Annotated in this window: 19 protein-coding genes; 15 read left to right on the plus strand and 4 right to left on the minus strand. The window is 64.1% G+C overall.

Features of this window, described 5'->3' with window-relative positions; genetic code table 11:
- Window positions 1–403: 403 nt before the first annotated feature.
- The gene (locus tag HGB41_RS00005; RefSeq protein WP_229422619.1) at window positions 404–2,104 is read right to left on the minus strand and encodes an MFS transporter; all 1,701 of its coding nucleotides are present in this window, start codon (window positions 2,102–2,104) and stop codon (window positions 404–406) included.
- A 302-nt stretch (window positions 2,105–2,406) separates the two neighbouring features.
- On the opposite strand from HGB41_RS00005, the gene HGB41_RS00010 reads away from it, so the two are divergent.
- The 3 genes from HGB41_RS00010 to HGB41_RS00020 all read left to right on the plus strand — a co-directional run bounded on the left by HGB41_RS00010 (window position 2,407) and on the right by HGB41_RS00020 (window position 4,614).
- Window positions 2,407–2,709, plus strand: a complete 303-nt coding sequence (locus tag HGB41_RS00010; RefSeq protein WP_171079749.1) for a Dabb family protein — start codon at window positions 2,407–2,409, stop codon at window positions 2,707–2,709.
- 191 nt (window positions 2,710–2,900) lie between these two features.
- Complete coding sequence (locus HGB41_RS00015) at window positions 2,901–3,683, plus strand: SDR family oxidoreductase (protein WP_171079751.1); 783 nt, start codon at window positions 2,901–2,903, stop codon at window positions 3,681–3,683.
- Between the two features lie 22 nt (window positions 3,684–3,705).
- Entirely contained in the window at window positions 3,706–4,614 is a 909-nt protein-coding gene (locus HGB41_RS00020) for an SDR family oxidoreductase (protein ID WP_171079754.1), read from the plus strand.
- A 180-nt stretch (window positions 4,615–4,794) separates the two neighbouring features.
- Here HGB41_RS00020 and HGB41_RS00025 read toward each other — a convergent pair whose 3' ends face one another.
- The 3 genes from HGB41_RS00025 to ygfZ are packed head-to-tail and all read right to left on the minus strand — an operon-like array spanning window position 4,795 to window position 6,895.
- Window positions 4,795–5,556 (minus strand): NRDE family protein, encoded by a 762-nt coding sequence (locus HGB41_RS00025; protein WP_171079756.1) that lies wholly within the window; start codon window positions 5,554–5,556, stop codon window positions 4,795–4,797.
- Window positions 5,547–5,834: a DUF4936 family protein gene (locus tag HGB41_RS00030; RefSeq protein WP_171079758.1), complete on the minus strand. Its 288-nt coding sequence runs from the start codon at window positions 5,832–5,834 to the stop codon at window positions 5,547–5,549. The genes HGB41_RS00025 and HGB41_RS00030 overlap by 10 nt, the downstream gene beginning before the upstream one ends.
- Before the next feature lie 2 nt (window positions 5,835–5,836).
- On the minus strand, window positions 5,837–6,895 hold the full coding sequence (ygfZ, locus tag HGB41_RS00035; protein ID WP_171079760.1) for a CAF17-like 4Fe-4S cluster assembly/insertion protein YgfZ: 1,059 nt from the start codon (window positions 6,893–6,895) through the stop codon (window positions 5,837–5,839).
- A gap of 113 nt (window positions 6,896–7,008) precedes the next feature.
- Here ygfZ and mltG point away from each other — a divergent pair, with 113 nt between their 5' ends.
- The 12 genes from mltG (at window position 7,009) to wrbA (ending at window position 15,750) form a co-directional block, all read left to right on the plus strand.
- The gene (gene mltG / locus HGB41_RS00040; protein ID WP_171079762.1) at window positions 7,009–8,007 is read left to right on the plus strand and encodes an endolytic transglycosylase MltG; all 999 of its coding nucleotides are present in this window, start codon (window positions 7,009–7,011) and stop codon (window positions 8,005–8,007) included.
- Window positions 8,004–8,630 (plus strand): dTMP kinase, encoded by a 627-nt coding sequence (gene tmk, locus HGB41_RS00045; RefSeq protein WP_171079764.1) that lies wholly within the window; start codon window positions 8,004–8,006, stop codon window positions 8,628–8,630. Before mltG ends, tmk begins: the two co-directional genes overlap by 4 nt.
- Window positions 8,627–9,652 carry a DNA polymerase III subunit delta' gene (locus tag HGB41_RS00050; protein ID WP_171079766.1) on the plus strand — a complete coding sequence of 342 codons (1,026 nt, stop codon included), beginning with the start codon at window positions 8,627–8,629 and terminating at the stop codon, window positions 9,650–9,652. Before tmk ends, HGB41_RS00050 begins: the two co-directional genes overlap by 4 nt.
- 10 nt (window positions 9,653–9,662) lie before the next feature.
- The gene (locus tag HGB41_RS00055) at window positions 9,663–10,040 is read left to right on the plus strand and encodes a PilZ domain-containing protein (protein WP_171079772.1); all 378 of its coding nucleotides are present in this window, start codon (window positions 9,663–9,665) and stop codon (window positions 10,038–10,040) included.
- A 59-nt stretch (window positions 10,041–10,099) separates the two neighbouring features.
- Window positions 10,100–10,618: a GNAT family N-acetyltransferase gene (locus HGB41_RS00060; RefSeq protein WP_171079774.1), complete on the plus strand. Its 519-nt coding sequence runs from the start codon at window positions 10,100–10,102 to the stop codon at window positions 10,616–10,618.
- A 49-nt stretch (window positions 10,619–10,667) separates the two neighbouring features.
- Complete coding sequence (locus tag HGB41_RS00065) at window positions 10,668–11,450, plus strand: TatD family hydrolase (protein WP_171079777.1); 783 nt, start codon at window positions 10,668–10,670, stop codon at window positions 11,448–11,450.
- A gap of 9 nt (window positions 11,451–11,459) precedes the next feature.
- Entirely contained in the window at window positions 11,460–12,119 is a 660-nt protein-coding gene (locus HGB41_RS00070; protein ID WP_171079780.1) for an ankyrin repeat domain-containing protein, read from the plus strand.
- Window positions 12,120–12,253: 134 nt separating this feature from the next.
- Complete coding sequence (locus HGB41_RS00075) at window positions 12,254–13,168, plus strand: class I SAM-dependent methyltransferase (protein WP_171079785.1); 915 nt, start codon at window positions 12,254–12,256, stop codon at window positions 13,166–13,168.
- A gap of 204 nt (window positions 13,169–13,372) precedes the next feature.
- Window positions 13,373–13,573 (plus strand): hypothetical protein, encoded by a 201-nt coding sequence (locus HGB41_RS00080; protein WP_171079788.1) that lies wholly within the window; start codon window positions 13,373–13,375, stop codon window positions 13,571–13,573.
- 106 nt (window positions 13,574–13,679) lie between these two features.
- Entirely contained in the window at window positions 13,680–13,907 is a 228-nt protein-coding gene (locus HGB41_RS00085; protein WP_171079791.1) for a DUF6139 family protein, read from the plus strand.
- A gap of 200 nt (window positions 13,908–14,107) precedes the next feature.
- Window positions 14,108–15,007, plus strand: a complete 900-nt coding sequence (gene lpxO / locus HGB41_RS00090; protein WP_171079797.1) for a lipid A hydroxylase LpxO — start codon at window positions 14,108–14,110, stop codon at window positions 15,005–15,007.
- Between the two features lie 143 nt (window positions 15,008–15,150).
- The gene (gene wrbA / locus HGB41_RS00095) at window positions 15,151–15,750 is read left to right on the plus strand and encodes an NAD(P)H:quinone oxidoreductase (protein ID WP_171079801.1); all 600 of its coding nucleotides are present in this window, start codon (window positions 15,151–15,153) and stop codon (window positions 15,748–15,750) included.
- The last annotated feature ends 30 nt before the right edge of the window (window positions 15,751–15,780 follow it).

Here is a 15,780-nt window from a genome sequence, read left to right on the forward strand (position 1 = left end):
CGTCATGCTCCCGGTTTCGCTCACGCTGGACCCCAAACTTTTCGGAGTCGACAGCATGAACTACATCGCAAAAGCAGACATTTCTACTTTGCCCAAACCGGACATTTCTACTTTGCCCTTACAGGGTGGGCGGGTTTTCCCGCCCACGCGGTGATAGCTGGCGTGGCTATGCCGCACCGCGTCGGTGCTGCCGCTGGTTGAACGCGTGGGCAAGGAAGTTGCCCACCCTACGATACCCGGCAATTCACCGCGATTCTCGGCAATTCACCGCGATTCTCGGCAATTCACAGACACTGGCCACCGGCCGGTGTTTTTTTTGCGTGCCCCCCCAACGAAAAAGGGGAATGCGGCGATCCTGCCCGCATTCCCCTTTTACTACTGGACTAATTGACCGCCGCCGACCTTAGTCGTGGGCGTAGATGTCGTTGTCCTTGGTTTCCCTCACGAACAGACCGCCAATGACGACCGTCGCCAGCGCGATGACGATCGGGTACCACAGGCCATAGTAGATGTCGCCCTTGAAGGCCACCAGGGCGAAGGTGACGGTCGGCAGCATGCCGCCGAACCAGCCGTTGCCGATGTGGTAGGGCAGGGACATCGAGGTGTAGCGGATCCGGGTCGGGAACATCTCGACCAGCATGGCCGCGATCGGGCCGTACACCATGGTCACGTAGAGCACCAGGATGAACAGCAGCAGCACCAGCATCGGCTTGTTGATCGCAGCCGTATCGGCCTTGTCAGGATAGCCTGCCGTCTTCAGTGCGCCGGTCACGTCTTTCTTGTACGCCGCTTCCTTGGCCTTCGAGTCGGCGTCGAAGTTCAGGTTATCCGGCGTCATGACCGCGTTGAAGGACGGGAAAGTGGTGTCGCCGACCTTGATCGAGGCGACCGTGCCGGCGGGCGCTTCCTGCACGTTATAGCTCACCGAGGCGGCGGTCAGCATGCGGGTAGCGATGTCGCAGGAAGACGCGAATTTCTTGGTGCCGGTCGGGTCGACCTGGAAGTGGCAGGTTGCCGGGTCGGCCACGACCACGACCGGTGCGGTCTGGATCGCGCGTTCCAGCGCAGGGTTGCCGTAGTGGGTAATGGCCTTGAAGATCGGGAAGTAGGTCGCCGCGGCGATCAGGCAGCCGCCCAGGATGATCCATTTGCGGCCGATCCGGTCCGACAGCGAGCCGAAGACGATGAAGAAGGGCGTGGCCAGGGCCAGCGCGATCGCGATCAGGATGTTGGCAAGCGGCTCGTCGATCTTCAGGGTCTTGGTCAGGAAGAACAGCGCATAGAACTGGCCGGTATACCACACCACTGCCTGGCCCATGGTCAGGCCGGCCAGCGCCAGGAAGGCGACCTTGGCGTTCTTCGGCTTCAGGAAGGCTTCCGACAGCGGCGCCTTCGAGGTCTTGCCCTCGGCCTTCATCTTGACGAAGGCCGGCGATTCCGCCATCGACATCCGGATCCACACCGAGATGCCCAGCAGGACGACTGAGACCAGGAAGGGAATACGCCAGCCCCAGGACTGGAATTCATCCTCGCCCATCGCGGTGCGCACGCCCAGGATCACCAGCAGCGACAGGAACAGGCCGATGGTGGCGGTGGTCTGGATGTAGGAGGTGAACAGGCCGCGCTTGCCGTGCGGCGCGTGCTCGGCCACATAGGTGGCCGCGCCGCCGTATTCGCCGCCCAGCGCCAGGCCCTGCAGGATGCGCAGGGTGACCAGGATGATCGGCGCCGCGATGCCAATCGTGGCATAGCTTGGCAGCAGGCCGACCAGGAAGGTCGACGCGCCCATGATCAGGATGGTCACCAGGAAGGTGTACTTGCGGCCGATCATGTCGCCCAGGCGGCCGAACACGAGCGCACCGAACGGACGCACGATGAAGCCGGCCGCGAAGGCCATCAGGGCGAAAATAAAGGTGGTGGTCGGGTCGCCAATGAAGAACTGCTTGGCGATAATGGTGGCAAGCGAGCCGTACAGGTAGAAGTCGTACCACTCGAATACCGTGCCGAGCGAGGAAGCGAAAATGACTTTTTTCTCTTCCTTGGTCAGTGCGCCGGAGGAAGGTGCCGCTTTTCCTCCTGCAGTCATACCGGGCGTGATGGCCATGGTGTCTCCGTATAGATTTTAGTGTCGTCGGAATGCTGATTGTTTGTCAGCTGACGCGGAGTGTGTGCCGGTATCCTTACACGGTGCTGTCTTCAAACTTACACGAAGCTTACTGATGAGCAGGCGTGGCGGGCAGTACAGCGGGCTCGCAGCAGTTTTCCCTCTAGGGGAACGCATGGTGCAATGCGCAATATTTACCCGATGTTTATTTAAGAACGACCGTACTTAATCATGCTATTCTCGATTCGACCCGGACCCGGCAAGAATGGAAACAGGGCGCATGCCCGCGGACAGGAGCAGGAATGATCAAGCATATCGTGATGTGGAAGTTGAAGGACGAGGCCGAAGGCGCCGGCCGTGAGGCCAATGCGCGCGAAATGAAGCGCCGGCTGGATGAATGCGCGAATATCGTACCGGGCATGCTCACTTTCGAAGTGACGATCGCCCAGCCGGGGCTGGAGGCGACCTATGATGTCGTGCTGTACTCGGAGTTCGCGGATAAGGCGGCGCTCGAGGCGTATGCAGGACACCCCACGCACAAGGCGGTGGCGCCGTTCATCGGGGCGATCCGGGAGGCGCGGCAGTGCATGGATTACGAGGTGTAAGCAGGTTGTAGTGTTTTGCTTGCAAACTTGGATCCCGGCCTTCGCCGGGATGACGGTTTTCAGTTCATCTGTTCATGCATGCGCTAACGATATCCACCTACATGAGCACGTCGTACCGGCGCAGGCCGGTACCCAGGTTCCACCCGAAGTACGCAACAGTACTACCCCTAAAAGATAAAACGGAGACCCGTATGCGCACCACGCAGGAACTTTTCTCGTTAAAAAACAAGACCGCCATCGTCACCGGCGGCTCGCGCGGCCTGGGCCTGCAGATGGCGCAAGCGCTGGGGGAGCAGGGCGCCCGCGTGCTGGTCGCTTCGCGCAAGCAGGAAGAGCTCGACGAAGCCGTCGCGCACCTGCAGGCGCGCGGCATCGACGCCTGCAGCATCGCCGCCGACCTGTCCGACGAAACCCAGGCCCACGCATTCGCCGAGCAGGCGATTGCAAAGCTCGGCCACGTCGACATCCTCGTCAACAATGCCGGCGCCAGCTGGGGCGCACCGGCCGAAGACTATCCGCTCGAGGCCTGGGACAAGGTGATGAACCTGAATGTGCGCAGCATTTTCCTGGTCACCCAGGCGGTCGCCAAACTGTCCATGATCCCGCGCGGCTACGGGCGTATCATCAGTATCTCGTCGATCGCCGGCCTGGCCGGCAACCCGCCGGGCACGATGCAGACCATTGCCTACAACACGTCCAAGGGCGCGGTCGTGAACTTCACGCGCGCGCTGGCCGGCGAATGGGGCCGCTACGGCATCACGGTGAATTCGATCGCGCCGGGCTTCTTCCCGTCGAAGATGACCAAGGGCGTGCTGGCCGCCTTCGGCGCCGAGAACCTGGCCAAGGATGCGCCGCTGGGCCGCCTGGGCGACGACGAGGACCTGAAGGGCGCGGTGGTGCTGTTCGCTTCCGACGCCGGCAAGCACATCACCGGCCAGACGCTGGCCGTCGACGGCGGCGTCTCGGCAGTCTGACCAAGCAAGAGGGGGAACCAGCATGAAGGATTTTCGCGGCAAGGTCGCCGTCATTACCGGCGGCGCGAGCGGCCTGGGACGCGAGTTCGCCAACACGGCCGCCAGCCTGGGCATGAAGCTGGTGCTGGCCGACGTCCAGGCCAAGGCGCTCGAACACGCCAGTGAAGAACTGATGGCGCAGGGCGTCGAAGTGCTGGCGATGGTGTGCGACGTCAGCAAGGGCTCGCACGTGCAGGAACTGGCCGATTCGGCCATCGCCCGCTTCGGCGGCGTGCACCTGGTCTTCAACAATGCCGGGGTCGGCGCCGGTGGCCTGGTGTGGGAGAACTCGATCGAAGACTGGGAATGGGTGCTGGGCGTGAACCTCTGGGGCGTGATCCATGGAGTGCGCGTCTTCACCCGCGTGATGCTGGAATGCGCGCAGCGCGACGGCGACTACGAAGGGCATATCGTGAATACCGCGTCGATGGCGGGCTTGCTGACGCCGCCGGCGATGGGCGTCTATAACGTCTCCAAGCATGCCGTGGTCGCGCTCACCGAGACACTGCACCACGACCTGCAGCTGGTCGACGCGCCGATCAGGGCCTCGGTGCTGTGCCCGTATTTCGTACCGACCGGGATCGCCCGTTCGGAACGCAACCGCCCGGACGAACTGGCAAGCCACGAGCGCACGACGGCCAGCCAGGTTGCCTCGCAGATGGTCACCGAAAAGGCCGTCGAGTCGGGGAAGGTGACGGCCCACGACGTGGCGCGCATCACCTTCGACGCGATCCGCAACGGGCAGTTTTATATTTATTCGCACCCGCAGGCGCTGGGGACGGTGGCCGAGCGTTTCGATGCGATCGTGCATGGGAAGCCGCCGGCGGATCCGTATGCGGCGACGCCGCAGGTGCGGGCGATGTTGAAGGCGGGGATCAAGGGTCGGCGGTAGTCAGTCCAGGGCGCACGTCGCGGCTGCGCAAGCGTTGTACCGCGTGGGCAGAATCTGCCCACCCTACGAAACCCGTTGCCCCGTAGGGTGGGCGTAATTCCGGGCATTGCCCGAAATTACCTGCCCACGCGTTCAAATCACATCAATGACCATGCGGCCAGTGCAGAACAAGGTCCACCGTCAAGCCACTTCCTGCCCCACCGGACACACCAGGCGCTCGTGCAGCTCCGGCACCCCCTCGCGGTACAGCTTGACCACGGTCGAGGTGCGGGTGCCATACCCCGGCGATTCGATGCACACCGGCGAGAGCATGCGCTCGACCTCGATCGGCATGCCGGTTTCGGGCAGGCGCAGGTCGGGCGCGCGGGTGGTGTCGGCCAGCATCTCGAAATAGGCGTCTTCCGGCGCGCCCTGGCACAACAGGCTCGCGAATTGCGCCTTGGTCCGCAGCACCTTGGGCCAGGGGGCGTCCAGCAGGCCGTTCGAGATGCCGTAGATGCGGCCCTGTTCGAGCGGCTTGCCGTTGCGCGGGTCGCCGCCGCCGCGGTTCGAATACCAGTACAGCGCGTCGCGGTCGCCCAGCACCAGGTTGTAGCCGTTGTAGACATCGCCGCGCGCGATGACCTGCGCCAGGTAGTCGGCGGCATCGAGCGAGCCGGCGAGGAAGCCGGCCACCAGGTCGCCGCGCGTCGGCGCGTTCTCGCGGCGTTCGAGCGGCCCGCGGATATTGGTCAGGGCGGCGAACTTCGGGCCGTTCGGACCTTCGGCCGTGATTCCCATCCAGCTGCCGCCGCCCCGCAAATCGCGGCCGGCAATCACGTGCGGATGCCCGGGCCAGGGCGCGGCCGGGGTGGCGGGGCGGTCGTAGAATTCGTCGCGGTTGGCCGCCGCGATCACCGGCACGCCGGGCATCACGTGCCAGGCAAAAACGATCAGGCACATAGCGGCAGGTCCATGAAAATCTCGGACCGGCGCGGGCCCTGGGTATAGGCATCAAGGCCGGCTTCGCGTGCGCAGGCGTCGACCACGCCGTCGAATCCGTCGCCGGCGCCCGGATAGACTTCCATCCAGGTCTGCAGGCCGTCGCGCGCTTCAGGGCGGTGCTTGAGCTGGACTGCAGCGCCGCTCGCGGCAAGCCGGGCCTGCATGGCGCGCACGCGCGGTTCCAGGTGTGCGGCGTCTTCGGCCCGCACCTTGTAATAGACGTACAGGTCGATCATTGCTAGATGTCGAGCGCGTCGAGGTGGTAAGGCATCTGCCCGAAGCGCAGCGCCGGACCGCCGGCGCTGCCCAGGCGCACGTCTTCGCCCAGCGCGCCCAGCTTCATCTCGACCAGCAGGTCGGCCCCGCCGAGGCCATTGGACGCGGCGTTGACGACCATGCCGCAGGGCTGGCCGGGGTCTTCCATCGAATAGACTTCGTCACCCGCGCGCGCCGCAGGGTTCTCGACCGTGGCCAGCGCCGTGCGGCGCTTGAGCTTGCCAAGGTACTGGCTGCGTGCGACGATTTCCTGGCCGGGGTAGCAGCCCTTCTTGAAATTCACGCCGCCCAGCAGCTCGAGATTGACCATCTGCGGCACGAACTGTTCCTGGGTGGCGGCGGTAATCGAGGGCACGCCGGCGTGGATCGCCGCCAGTTGCCAGGCCTGGTTGCCGCCCAGCGCGAGTTCGTTGGCCAGCACCGGCAGGGCGCTAGTCGCGGCTTCCTCGCTGGCCAGCCACAGGTAGCGCGGCGCGCCGAAGGCATTCGACAGGCGAATCACCGTCCCGAAGGCGCCGTCGACCTTGCCGTTGGGTGCTCCCGGCAGCGTACCGGCGAAGCGGCGCAGCGCGGTGTCGGCCCTGGCGCCGCCCAGCCCGAGCACGGCCGCGAACTGTGGTTCAGCAGTGGCGTCGCGCAGCTTGGCCTTGGCCCGCAGCACGAACATCGACAGGCGTTTTTGAAGCGGCGGCTGGATGGCGCGCGGCAGCTGCAAATACACGGCCTCGGCGTCGCGCCAGTACAGGAAGGTGGCCTGCAGGCGTCCCTTCGGGGTGCAATAGCCGGCCAGCCGGGCTTCTGCAAGGCCGAGGTGCTCGACGTCGTTGGTCAGCTGGTTGTGCAGGAAACTGGCGGCATCCTCGCCGGCGACGGCAATGATGCCGAGGTCGGTGACGGGGGCCACGAAGCCCTCCAGCAGCTCGGCTGCGGCGAGCGGGCGCCCAAAATCGTCAATACTCGAGGCATCGTCGATGTGAAAACGGGCGCCGAGCGAGGCAAGTGTGTCTGTCCAGTTAGGCATAAATCCAGTTAGTATTAGCAATTAGGCTTTATCATTACGGGCTCATTATAAAGATGTCGGCAAAATCGCGCCGGGGGCAACGAAACCCTCGCCAGAAACCCAATCAAAAACACATGTCATTCATTAAGAAACTCCTGGTTACCGGCATCATCGTCCTGGTGGCCGCGGTCGCCGGCTTCTCCTGGTGGGCCAAGAGCCCACTGACCACGGGCGAGCCGGTCATCGAATTCTCGATTGCCCCCGGCAGCGGCGTGGGCGCGGCTGCGCAGCAGATGGCCAGCGCGGGCGTGCCGGTCAACCGCCACCTGTTCAACATCCTGGCGCGGGTCACCGGCCAGGCCGGCAAGATCAAGGCCGGCAGCTACGAGCTCAAACCGGATACGTCGCCGCGCCGCCTGCTGGCCCAGCTGGTGCGCGGCGAGTTCGCCCAGGAAGCGGTGACCATCATCGAAGGCTGGACCTTCCGCCAGATGCGCGCCGCCCTGGCTGCGCACGACCGCCTGAAGCACGACACCGTGAAGCTGAGCGACAAGGAGCTGATGGCGAAGATCTCGAAGGAATACACTTCACCCGAGGGCATGTTCTTCCCTGACACCTACCTGTTCGCCAAGGGCTCGTCGGAACTCGACATCTATAAAAAGGCGCACGGGGCTATGCTGAACCACCTGAAGGCCGCGTGGGAAAGCCGCGACCAGAGCCTGCCGTACAAGACGCCATACGAAGCGCTGATCATGGCCTCGATCATCGAGAAGGAAACCGGGCAGAAGAGCGAGCGCACCATGATCGCCGGCGTGTTCGTGAACCGCCTGCGCACCGGTATGCTGCTGCAGACCGATCCGACCGTGGTCTACGGCATGGGCGAGCGCTTCGCCGGCGATATCCGCAAGAAAGACCTGGAAACCGACACGCCGTACAACACTTACACGCGCGCCGGCCTGCCACCGACCCCGATTTCGCTGCCGGGCGTGCAGTCCCTTAGCGCGGCGCTGTCGCCGGCCAAGACCCAGGCCCTGTATTTCGTTTCGCGCGGCGATGGCACCAGCCAGTTCTCGAACAACCTGAACGACCATAACCGGGCGGTGAACCAGTACCAGCGGCGGAACAACCAATGACGCAAGGCAGTACTGTGAAAGGCAAGTTCATTACCTTTGAAGGAATCGATGGGGCCGGCAAGTCGACCCATATCGGCTTCGTCAACGATTTTTTGGCTTCGCGCGGCAAGACGGTCGTGTCTTCGCGCGAGCCGGGCGGCACGCCGCTGGGCGAAAAGCTGCGCGAGCTGCTGCTGCACGAGAAGATGCACCTGGAAACCGAGGCGCTGCTGATGTTCGCCAGCCGCCGCGAGCATGTGGCGCAAGTCATCGAGCCGAACCTGGCCCAGGGCAACTGGGTGCTGTCGGACCGCTTCACAGATGCCAGCTTCGCCTACCAGAGCGGCGGCCGCGGCCTGGACCGCGCCAAGATGGAAGCGCTGGAAGCCTGGGTGCACCCGCACCTGCAGCCCGACCTGACCCTGCTGTTCGACGTGCCCCTGGAAGTGGCGCGCGAACGGCTGGATGCCACCCGCACCCTGGACAAATTCGAGCGCGAGCAGGCCGACTTCTTCCAGAAATGCCGCAATGAGTACCTACGCCGCGCCGCCCAGTTCCCGGACCGCATCGTGGTGGTCGATTCGACCCGCACGATCGGCGAGATCCAGCTGCGGCTGGCTGGGGTGCTGGAGAAGCTGCTGTGACGCTTTATCCTTGGCAGGGCGCCGCCTGGACCCAGCTGCAGGCGATGCGCGCGCGCCTGCCGCATGCGATCCTGTTTCACGGCCCGGCCGGCGTCGGCAAGGCCGATTTCCTGGAAACCTTTGCGCAATCGCTGCTGTGCGAGAACGTCCGCCCGGACGGCCACGCCTGCGAAGCCTGCGCTTCGTGCGGCTGGTTCGTCCAGAACAACCATCCGGATTACCGCCGCGTGCGGCCGGAAGCGCTGGAAGACGAGCCGACGGGCGATGCCGAGGAAGGCGCCGAACCTGCCGGCAAATCCAAATCGGCCAAGGCGCCCTCGAAAGAGATCAAGATCGAGCAGATCCGGGCTCTCAGCGATTTCATGAACATTTCGACCCACCGCCAGGGCCTGCGCGTGGTCGTCTTGTATCCGGCCGAGGCGCTGAACATGCCGGCCTCGAACGCGCTGCTCAAGACGCTGGAAGAGCCGCCGCCGGGCACCGTATTTTTGCTGGCATCGAACAGCCTGGACCGCCTGCTGCCGACCATCCTGTCGCGCTGCCGCAAATTCGCGCTGCCGATGCCCTCCCACCCCGAAGCGCTGGCCTGGCTGTCGGCCCAGGGCGTGCTTGATGCCGACAGCTGGCTGCGCGAGCAGGGCGGGGCGCCGCTGGCGGCACTCAGGGAGTCCGAAGGCGGCAGCCGCGACGACCTGGAAGCGCTGCTGGGTTTCCTGGCGAATCCGGCTGTGGACGGGGCACTGCGGGTGGCCGAGAAGCTGTCGAAGTCGCCTTTGTCGTCGCTGGTCGCGTGGCAGCAGCGCTGGCTGTACGACCTGATGTCGGTCAAGCTCGCCGGCAAGATCCGCTATTATCCGCGCTACGAGAAGCAACTTGCGAGCCTGGCTGGGCGGGTGCACACTGCCAGCTTGAACCGGGCGATCAAGTCGGCCAACGAGCGCCGCGCCGTGGCCGACCATCCCCTGTCGGCGAAATTGTTTGTCGAAGATATGTTGCTTGAGTACACTTCGTGCTGCGCATGAAAGGACATCGATGACCGCCACGCCCCCAGAGCCGAGCGCCCCGCAAGCGCCGCGGCCGTCCGTGCTGTCGCTGGCGATCAAGGAAAAGGCGGCGCTTTACGCTGCCTACATGCCCTTCCTGAAGCATGGCGGCATGTTCGTGCCGACCAACAAGCCCTACAAGATCGGCGACGAGATCTACCTGATCCTGGCGCTGATGGACGACCCGAACAAATACCCGATCGCCGGCAAGGTAGCCTGGATCACCCCGGCGGGCGCGAACAACAACAAGGCGCAGGGCATCGGCGTGCATTTCCCGGACGACGAAGCCGGCCAGCGCGCCAAGCTTCGCATCGAAGAGATCCTCGGCGCTGCGCTGCGCTCGGCGCGCGCCACCCATACCCTGTAATCAATTTGCGCTAATCTATTGCTCAGTTAGATTAGCTGCGCTTAACTCATCTGCCTTCTATGCCGTCCTACGTCCACCGCCTGGCCACCCGCGCCGACCTGCCGCTCATCGTCGACATCTACAACTCGACCGTCGCCTCGCGCGAAGTCACTGCCGACACCGAGCCGGTGACCGTGCAATCGCGCGAGGGGTGGTTCGCCGACCATACGCCGGAACGGCGGCCGCTGTGGGTGATCCATGCGGCCGACGACGGGCGCGAGCAGCCGGAAGTGCTGGGCTGGCTGTCCTATTCGAATTTCTACGGCCGCCCGGCCTATTCGGGCACCGCCGAGCTGTCGATCTATATCGCGGAGAGCGCACGCGGCAAGGGGATCGGGCGCTACTGCCTGGAACAGGCGATCGCGTTCGCGCCAAACGTGAACGTGCACACGCTGCTGGGCTTCATCTTCGGCCACAACGCCGCCAGCCTGGCCCTGTTCGACAAGTACGGCTTCGAGAAGTGGGCGCACTTCCCGCGCGTGGCGAATCTGGACGGGATCGAGCGTGACCTGATTATCCTGGGCAAGCGCGTCGCCTGAGGCTTGGGGGAGGCACCGGGCCCCTTCAAGCCTCGGGTACAATATTGGCATGTTTATCGATTCCCACTGCCACATCAATTTCCCGGAGCTTGCCGTCCGGATGCCCGAAATCCTGGCCAAGATGGCCGAGAACCAGGTGACGCATGCGCTGTGCGTGTCCGTCGACCTGCCGGACTTCCCCCAGGTGCTCGCGTTGGCCGAACAATACCCGCATATTTACGCCTCGGTCGGCGTCCATCCCGACTACGAAGACACGCCCGAACCGACCGTGCAGCAATTGGTCGAGCTGTCGAACCACCCGAAGATCATCGCCATCGGCGAGACCGGCCTCGATTACTACCGCCTCGAAGGCGACCTGGAATGGCAGCGCGAGCGCTTCCGCACCCATATCCGCGCCTCGCGCGAGACAGGCAAACCGCTGATCATCCACACCCGCGCCGCAAGCAGCGATACCATCCGCATCATGAAGGAAGAGGGCGCCGGCCTTGATGCGGGCGGTGTCGCCGGCGTCATGCACTGCTTCACCGAGTCGCTCGAGGTGGCGCAGGCGGCGATGGAGCAGGGCTTCTATATTTCGTTCTCGGGCATCGTCACCTTCAAGAGCGCCAAAGAGCTGCAGGAAGTGGCGAAGGCCGTGCCGCTCGAGCGCATGCTGATCGAGACGGATTCGCCCTACCTGGCGCCGGTGCCCTTCCGCGGCCGCATGAATGAGCCGGGCTATGTCGCCCACGTCGGCGAATACATCGCCACCCTCAAGGGCGTGTCGCTGCGCGACGTGGCGGCCCAGACCAGCGAGAATTTCTTCAAGCTGTTCAGCACGGCAAAGGCCTGAACCATGCCCATGGCCCGCTACCCGTTTCTGCGCAACTGCCTGGTCGCCGCTTCCCTGTGGAGCACGATGGCGGTGGCGGCCACGCCGGCCCAGGTGGCCGCCTTCTTTCGCGCAGTCCAGCTCGACGACGTGAAGAAGGTTGAACAGCTGGTCGGGCGCGAGGTCAATGCCAATGAGATCAACCCGGTCGGCGGCGAGCCGGCCCTGGTGATCGCGGTGCGCGAAGACGCGATGCGGGTGCTGAATGTATTGCTGGCCCATCCGGGGACCGACCTGGAGGCGAAGGCGATGAACGGTAATACCGCCTTGATGATGGCCGCATTCAAGGGCAACAAGCCGGCGGCCGTTGCGCTGCTGGCCAAGGGCGCGCAGGTGAACCGCAGCGGCTGGACTGCACTGCACTATGCGGCCGCCAGCGGCGACGGCGACATTGCGCGCATGCTCATCGAGCGCAAGGCCAGGCTGGACGCCCTGTCACCACGGGAAAGCGGCGCCTATACGCCGCTGATGATGGCCGCGCGCGAAGGCAAGGCGGAAGCGGCGATGCTGCTGCTCGGGCAGGGCGCCAATCCCCGCCTGGAGAACACCGAGGGGCTCACCGCAGCCCGGATCGCCGAACGGGCCGGCCACACCGACCTCGCCGCCGCCATCAGCGCCTTCAAACGGTAGTCGTTTAGCATTGCCGCGCGGAACTAAGCGGTAAACACCCCGCAGCTCGGCCAATCGACGCCGTGCTTCCTTGTCCATAATGGCTTCACCGTACAAGCCGTACATCGAAGAAGTACAAGGGCAAAGGAACCACCATGCTGAACGAACGCGAAATCGAAAGCTGCTACCTGGGGCAGTTCATTCCAGTCCATTACCATCACAATATGCTGATGGACCAGAACCGGATGCACAGTTTCAAGTCCGCGATCCACTATGCCGTCAAACCGGGCGCGAAAGTGCTGGAACTGGGCGGCGGCACGGGCGTGCTGTCCTTCTTCGCGGCCCAGGCGGCGAGCAAGGTTTATTGCGTCGAGTTCAATCCCGACATGGTGAAGGAAGCCCGTAAATTCCTGGCGATCAACCAGAATGGCCACAAGGTCGAGGTCATTCACGCCGACGCCTTCGACTACCTGCCGCCGGAGCCGGTCGACGTTGTGATCTGCGAGATGATCCATGTCGCCATGCTGCGCGAAAAGCAGGTCGAGGTCATCGAATCGTTCAAGCGCCGCTACCTGGCCAAGTTCGGCGGGCCGCTGCCGGTGTTCCTGCCGGAAGCCGTGATCATGGCGGCCCAGCCGGTCGAGCAGGAATACGATTTCGAAGGCTTCCATGCGCCCATCGTGCAATTCCAGGAAACCAATGTGATCTATCCGGGCACGGTCGAACTGGCCCAGCCGGCGGTCTACAGCCTGATCGACTTCAGCCAGCCGGTCGACAGCGTGTTCGCCTGGGAAGGCGCAGTGGTGGTGGAAAAGAGCGGCACCTTCAATGCGATGCGCTTCATCACCAAGAACGTGCTGGCGATCGTGCCGGAAGAATCGAACACAATCGACTGGCTCAACCACTACATGACGCTGCCGCTGGGCCAGCCGGTGAAGGTCGCTGCGGGCGACATGCTGCACATCGCCTTCCAGTACCGCGCCGGCGGGTCGATCCCGTCGCTGCAGGCGTCGCTGCGCGCCCAGGTGATCAACCAGCGCATCACGGAACAGGTTCCGGCCTTCGCCTGACCGTTCGCCTGAGTTGTTGCATGTCCGCCCCCGGCCGCGGGGGCGGCCCGCACGAGGGGCCGGCCGGCGGGGGCGCCGCCCCGCCCAACTGCCGTTTTCCTCCATCTGCCCCGCCATTTGCCCCGTCCGTCGCAGATCGTTTGTCCCGCCCAGCCCGACCACCTAGAGTTCTCCTGCGCCGTCAACTTCAAAGGAGCGAGAAGAATGCTGGGTTTCCTGCTATGGTTGGTCCTGCTGTTCCTGTGCTGGCCCATTGCGCTGCTGGCCCTGGTGCTGTACCCGCTGGTCTGGCTGCTGTTGCTGCCGTTCCGGCTGCTTGGCGTGGGTGTCGAGGCGGTGTTCGAACTGCTGCGCGCCATCGTCATGCTGCCGGCACGCATCCTCGGCGCGTCGCCCGGGCGCTGACACCGGCTGAGTGTGGGTCAATTAACAGACGACAGCGTTTCAACCTTCTACTGTGGTTCTGCCTGCTTTCATCGGGAAAGCGGGCTTTGACTTTGAGGAAACGACTATGCGCCTGGATATTTACCGTAGAGCAGAAACTGACGGCAAGCTGTCCTATCTGGCAGTACCGGAAGCACGCAACATCCCTGAGGAAGCGACCAACACGGACTGGGAAATCGAAGTCCGGGCCATCGAGGTCGACGACGGCGCCGAGCAGCTGCCGGACTACGACATCGAGAACGTCACCGGCCAGATCGACGAAAAGGGGTATGCGATCACCTCGGTCCAGCACTGAGTTTCCCCGGCCCGGTTCCAGACCGGGCTCCGCGCCGGCGCCCTGCACGCAGTTCCGGGGATTCAGCTCGCATTGCTGCTCACGTTGCCGGCGCAACATAGCCCCATGTCTAACGCCCACCTCCGGCGGCTGACTGTCGGTTATGGTATCCTGCGTCCCTTTGAAGCTGCCAGCCACCGTGCGCTGGGACGGAGGACGCAATGAAATGGGTAGTGGTTGGCTTTTATTTCCTATCGATCCTGCATATCCATTTCCGCGGGCGGGTGCGCCTGCCTTTCCGTCGCCAGTTGTTCGACCATTCGTCGTTCATGGCGCCGATCAACATCTTCATGCACAAGTTTTCGCGGGTGCCGAGCACGCCTTACATCCCGGTGAGCGCCTTCCCGGAATTGGCAAAGCTGCAGGAAAACTGGCTGGTCATCCGCGCCGAAGCCGAGCACCTGCTGGCGCTCAAGAAGATCAAGGCTGCCGAGCAAAATGACGACGCCGGCTTCAATTCCTTTTTCAAGAACGGCTGGAAGCGCTTCTACCTGAAGTGGTACGACGCCAGCCACCCCTCGGCCGAACGCCTGTGCCCGCAGACTTATGCGCTGCTGCAGTCGATCCCGACCGTGAAAGCCGCGATGTTCGCCGAGCTGCCACCGGGCGGCAAGCTGAACCCGCACCGCGATCCGTTCGCCGGCTCGATGCGCTACCACCTGGGCCTGGCCACGCCGAACGACGACCGCTGCTTCATCGAAGTCGACGGCGAGCGTTATAGCTGGCGCGACGGCCAGGGCGTGATCTTCGACGAAACCTATATCCACTGGGCCATCAACGGCAGCGACAGCGACCGTATCATCCTGTTCTGCGACATCGAGCGCCCGATGCGCTTCAAGTGGATGGGCTCGATCAACCGCTGGTTCGGCCGCACCGTGATGACGGCCGCCGCCTCGCCCAACGAGCTAGGTGACCAGGTCGGCCTGGTCAGCAAGCTGTTCCGCATTTCCTTCTACATGGGCCAGTACCGCCGCCGCCTGAAGGCCTGGAACAAGACCGTCTATAACCTCACCCGCATCGCACTGGTCGTCGCGCTCGGCGCCCTGATCTACTGGATCTGATGCCGGGTTGCAGGCAGGGGAAGGGGCCGCGCGAGCGGTCCTTTTTACGTCCGGGCCAGCCGCCCGTCACGAAATCCCGATTCCGACCACAATGCCAGTTCGCGGTATTTGAACGAGGTTCATCCAACTGAGGGAGGAAGGCAATGTCGAAAGTTCTGGTGCTGTACTACTCGACCTATGGTCACATCGAAACCATGGCCAAGGCGGTCGCCGAAGGCGCACGCGCCACCGGCGCCACGGTGGACCTGAAGCGGGTGCCGGAAACGGTGCCGGAAGAGGTCGCCAAGAACGCGCATTTCAAGCTGCAGCAGGATGCGCCGGTCGCCACCCCCAACGAACTGGCCGACTACGACGCCATCATCATCGGCGCGCCGACCCGCTATGGCCGCATGCCGGGCCAGATGGCGGCCTTCCTAGACCAGACCGGCGGCCTCTGGGCGCGCGGCGCGCTCAACGGCAAGGTCGGCGGCGCCTTTACCTCCACCGCGACCCAGCACGGCGGCCAGGAAACCACGCTGTTTTCCATCATCACGAATTTGCTGCACTTCGGGATGACGGTGGTGGGGCTGCCCTACAGCTACCAGGCCCAGATGACGCTCGACGAAATCGTCGGGGGCAGCCCTTACGGCGCCTCGACCATTGCCGGCGGCAAGGGCGAACGCCAGCCGAGCGAGCTGGAACTGGGCGGCGCACGCCACCAGGGCGAGCTGATCGCGCGCACGGCGAACAAGCTGTTCGGCTGAAGCCGGCCAGCTGAACCGGGTGGCCTCCGG

The sequence above is a fragment of the Telluria aromaticivorans genome, from assembly GCF_013003915.1.
Classification (GTDB): domain Bacteria; phylum Pseudomonadota; class Gammaproteobacteria; order Burkholderiales; family Burkholderiaceae_D; genus Telluria; species Telluria aromaticivorans.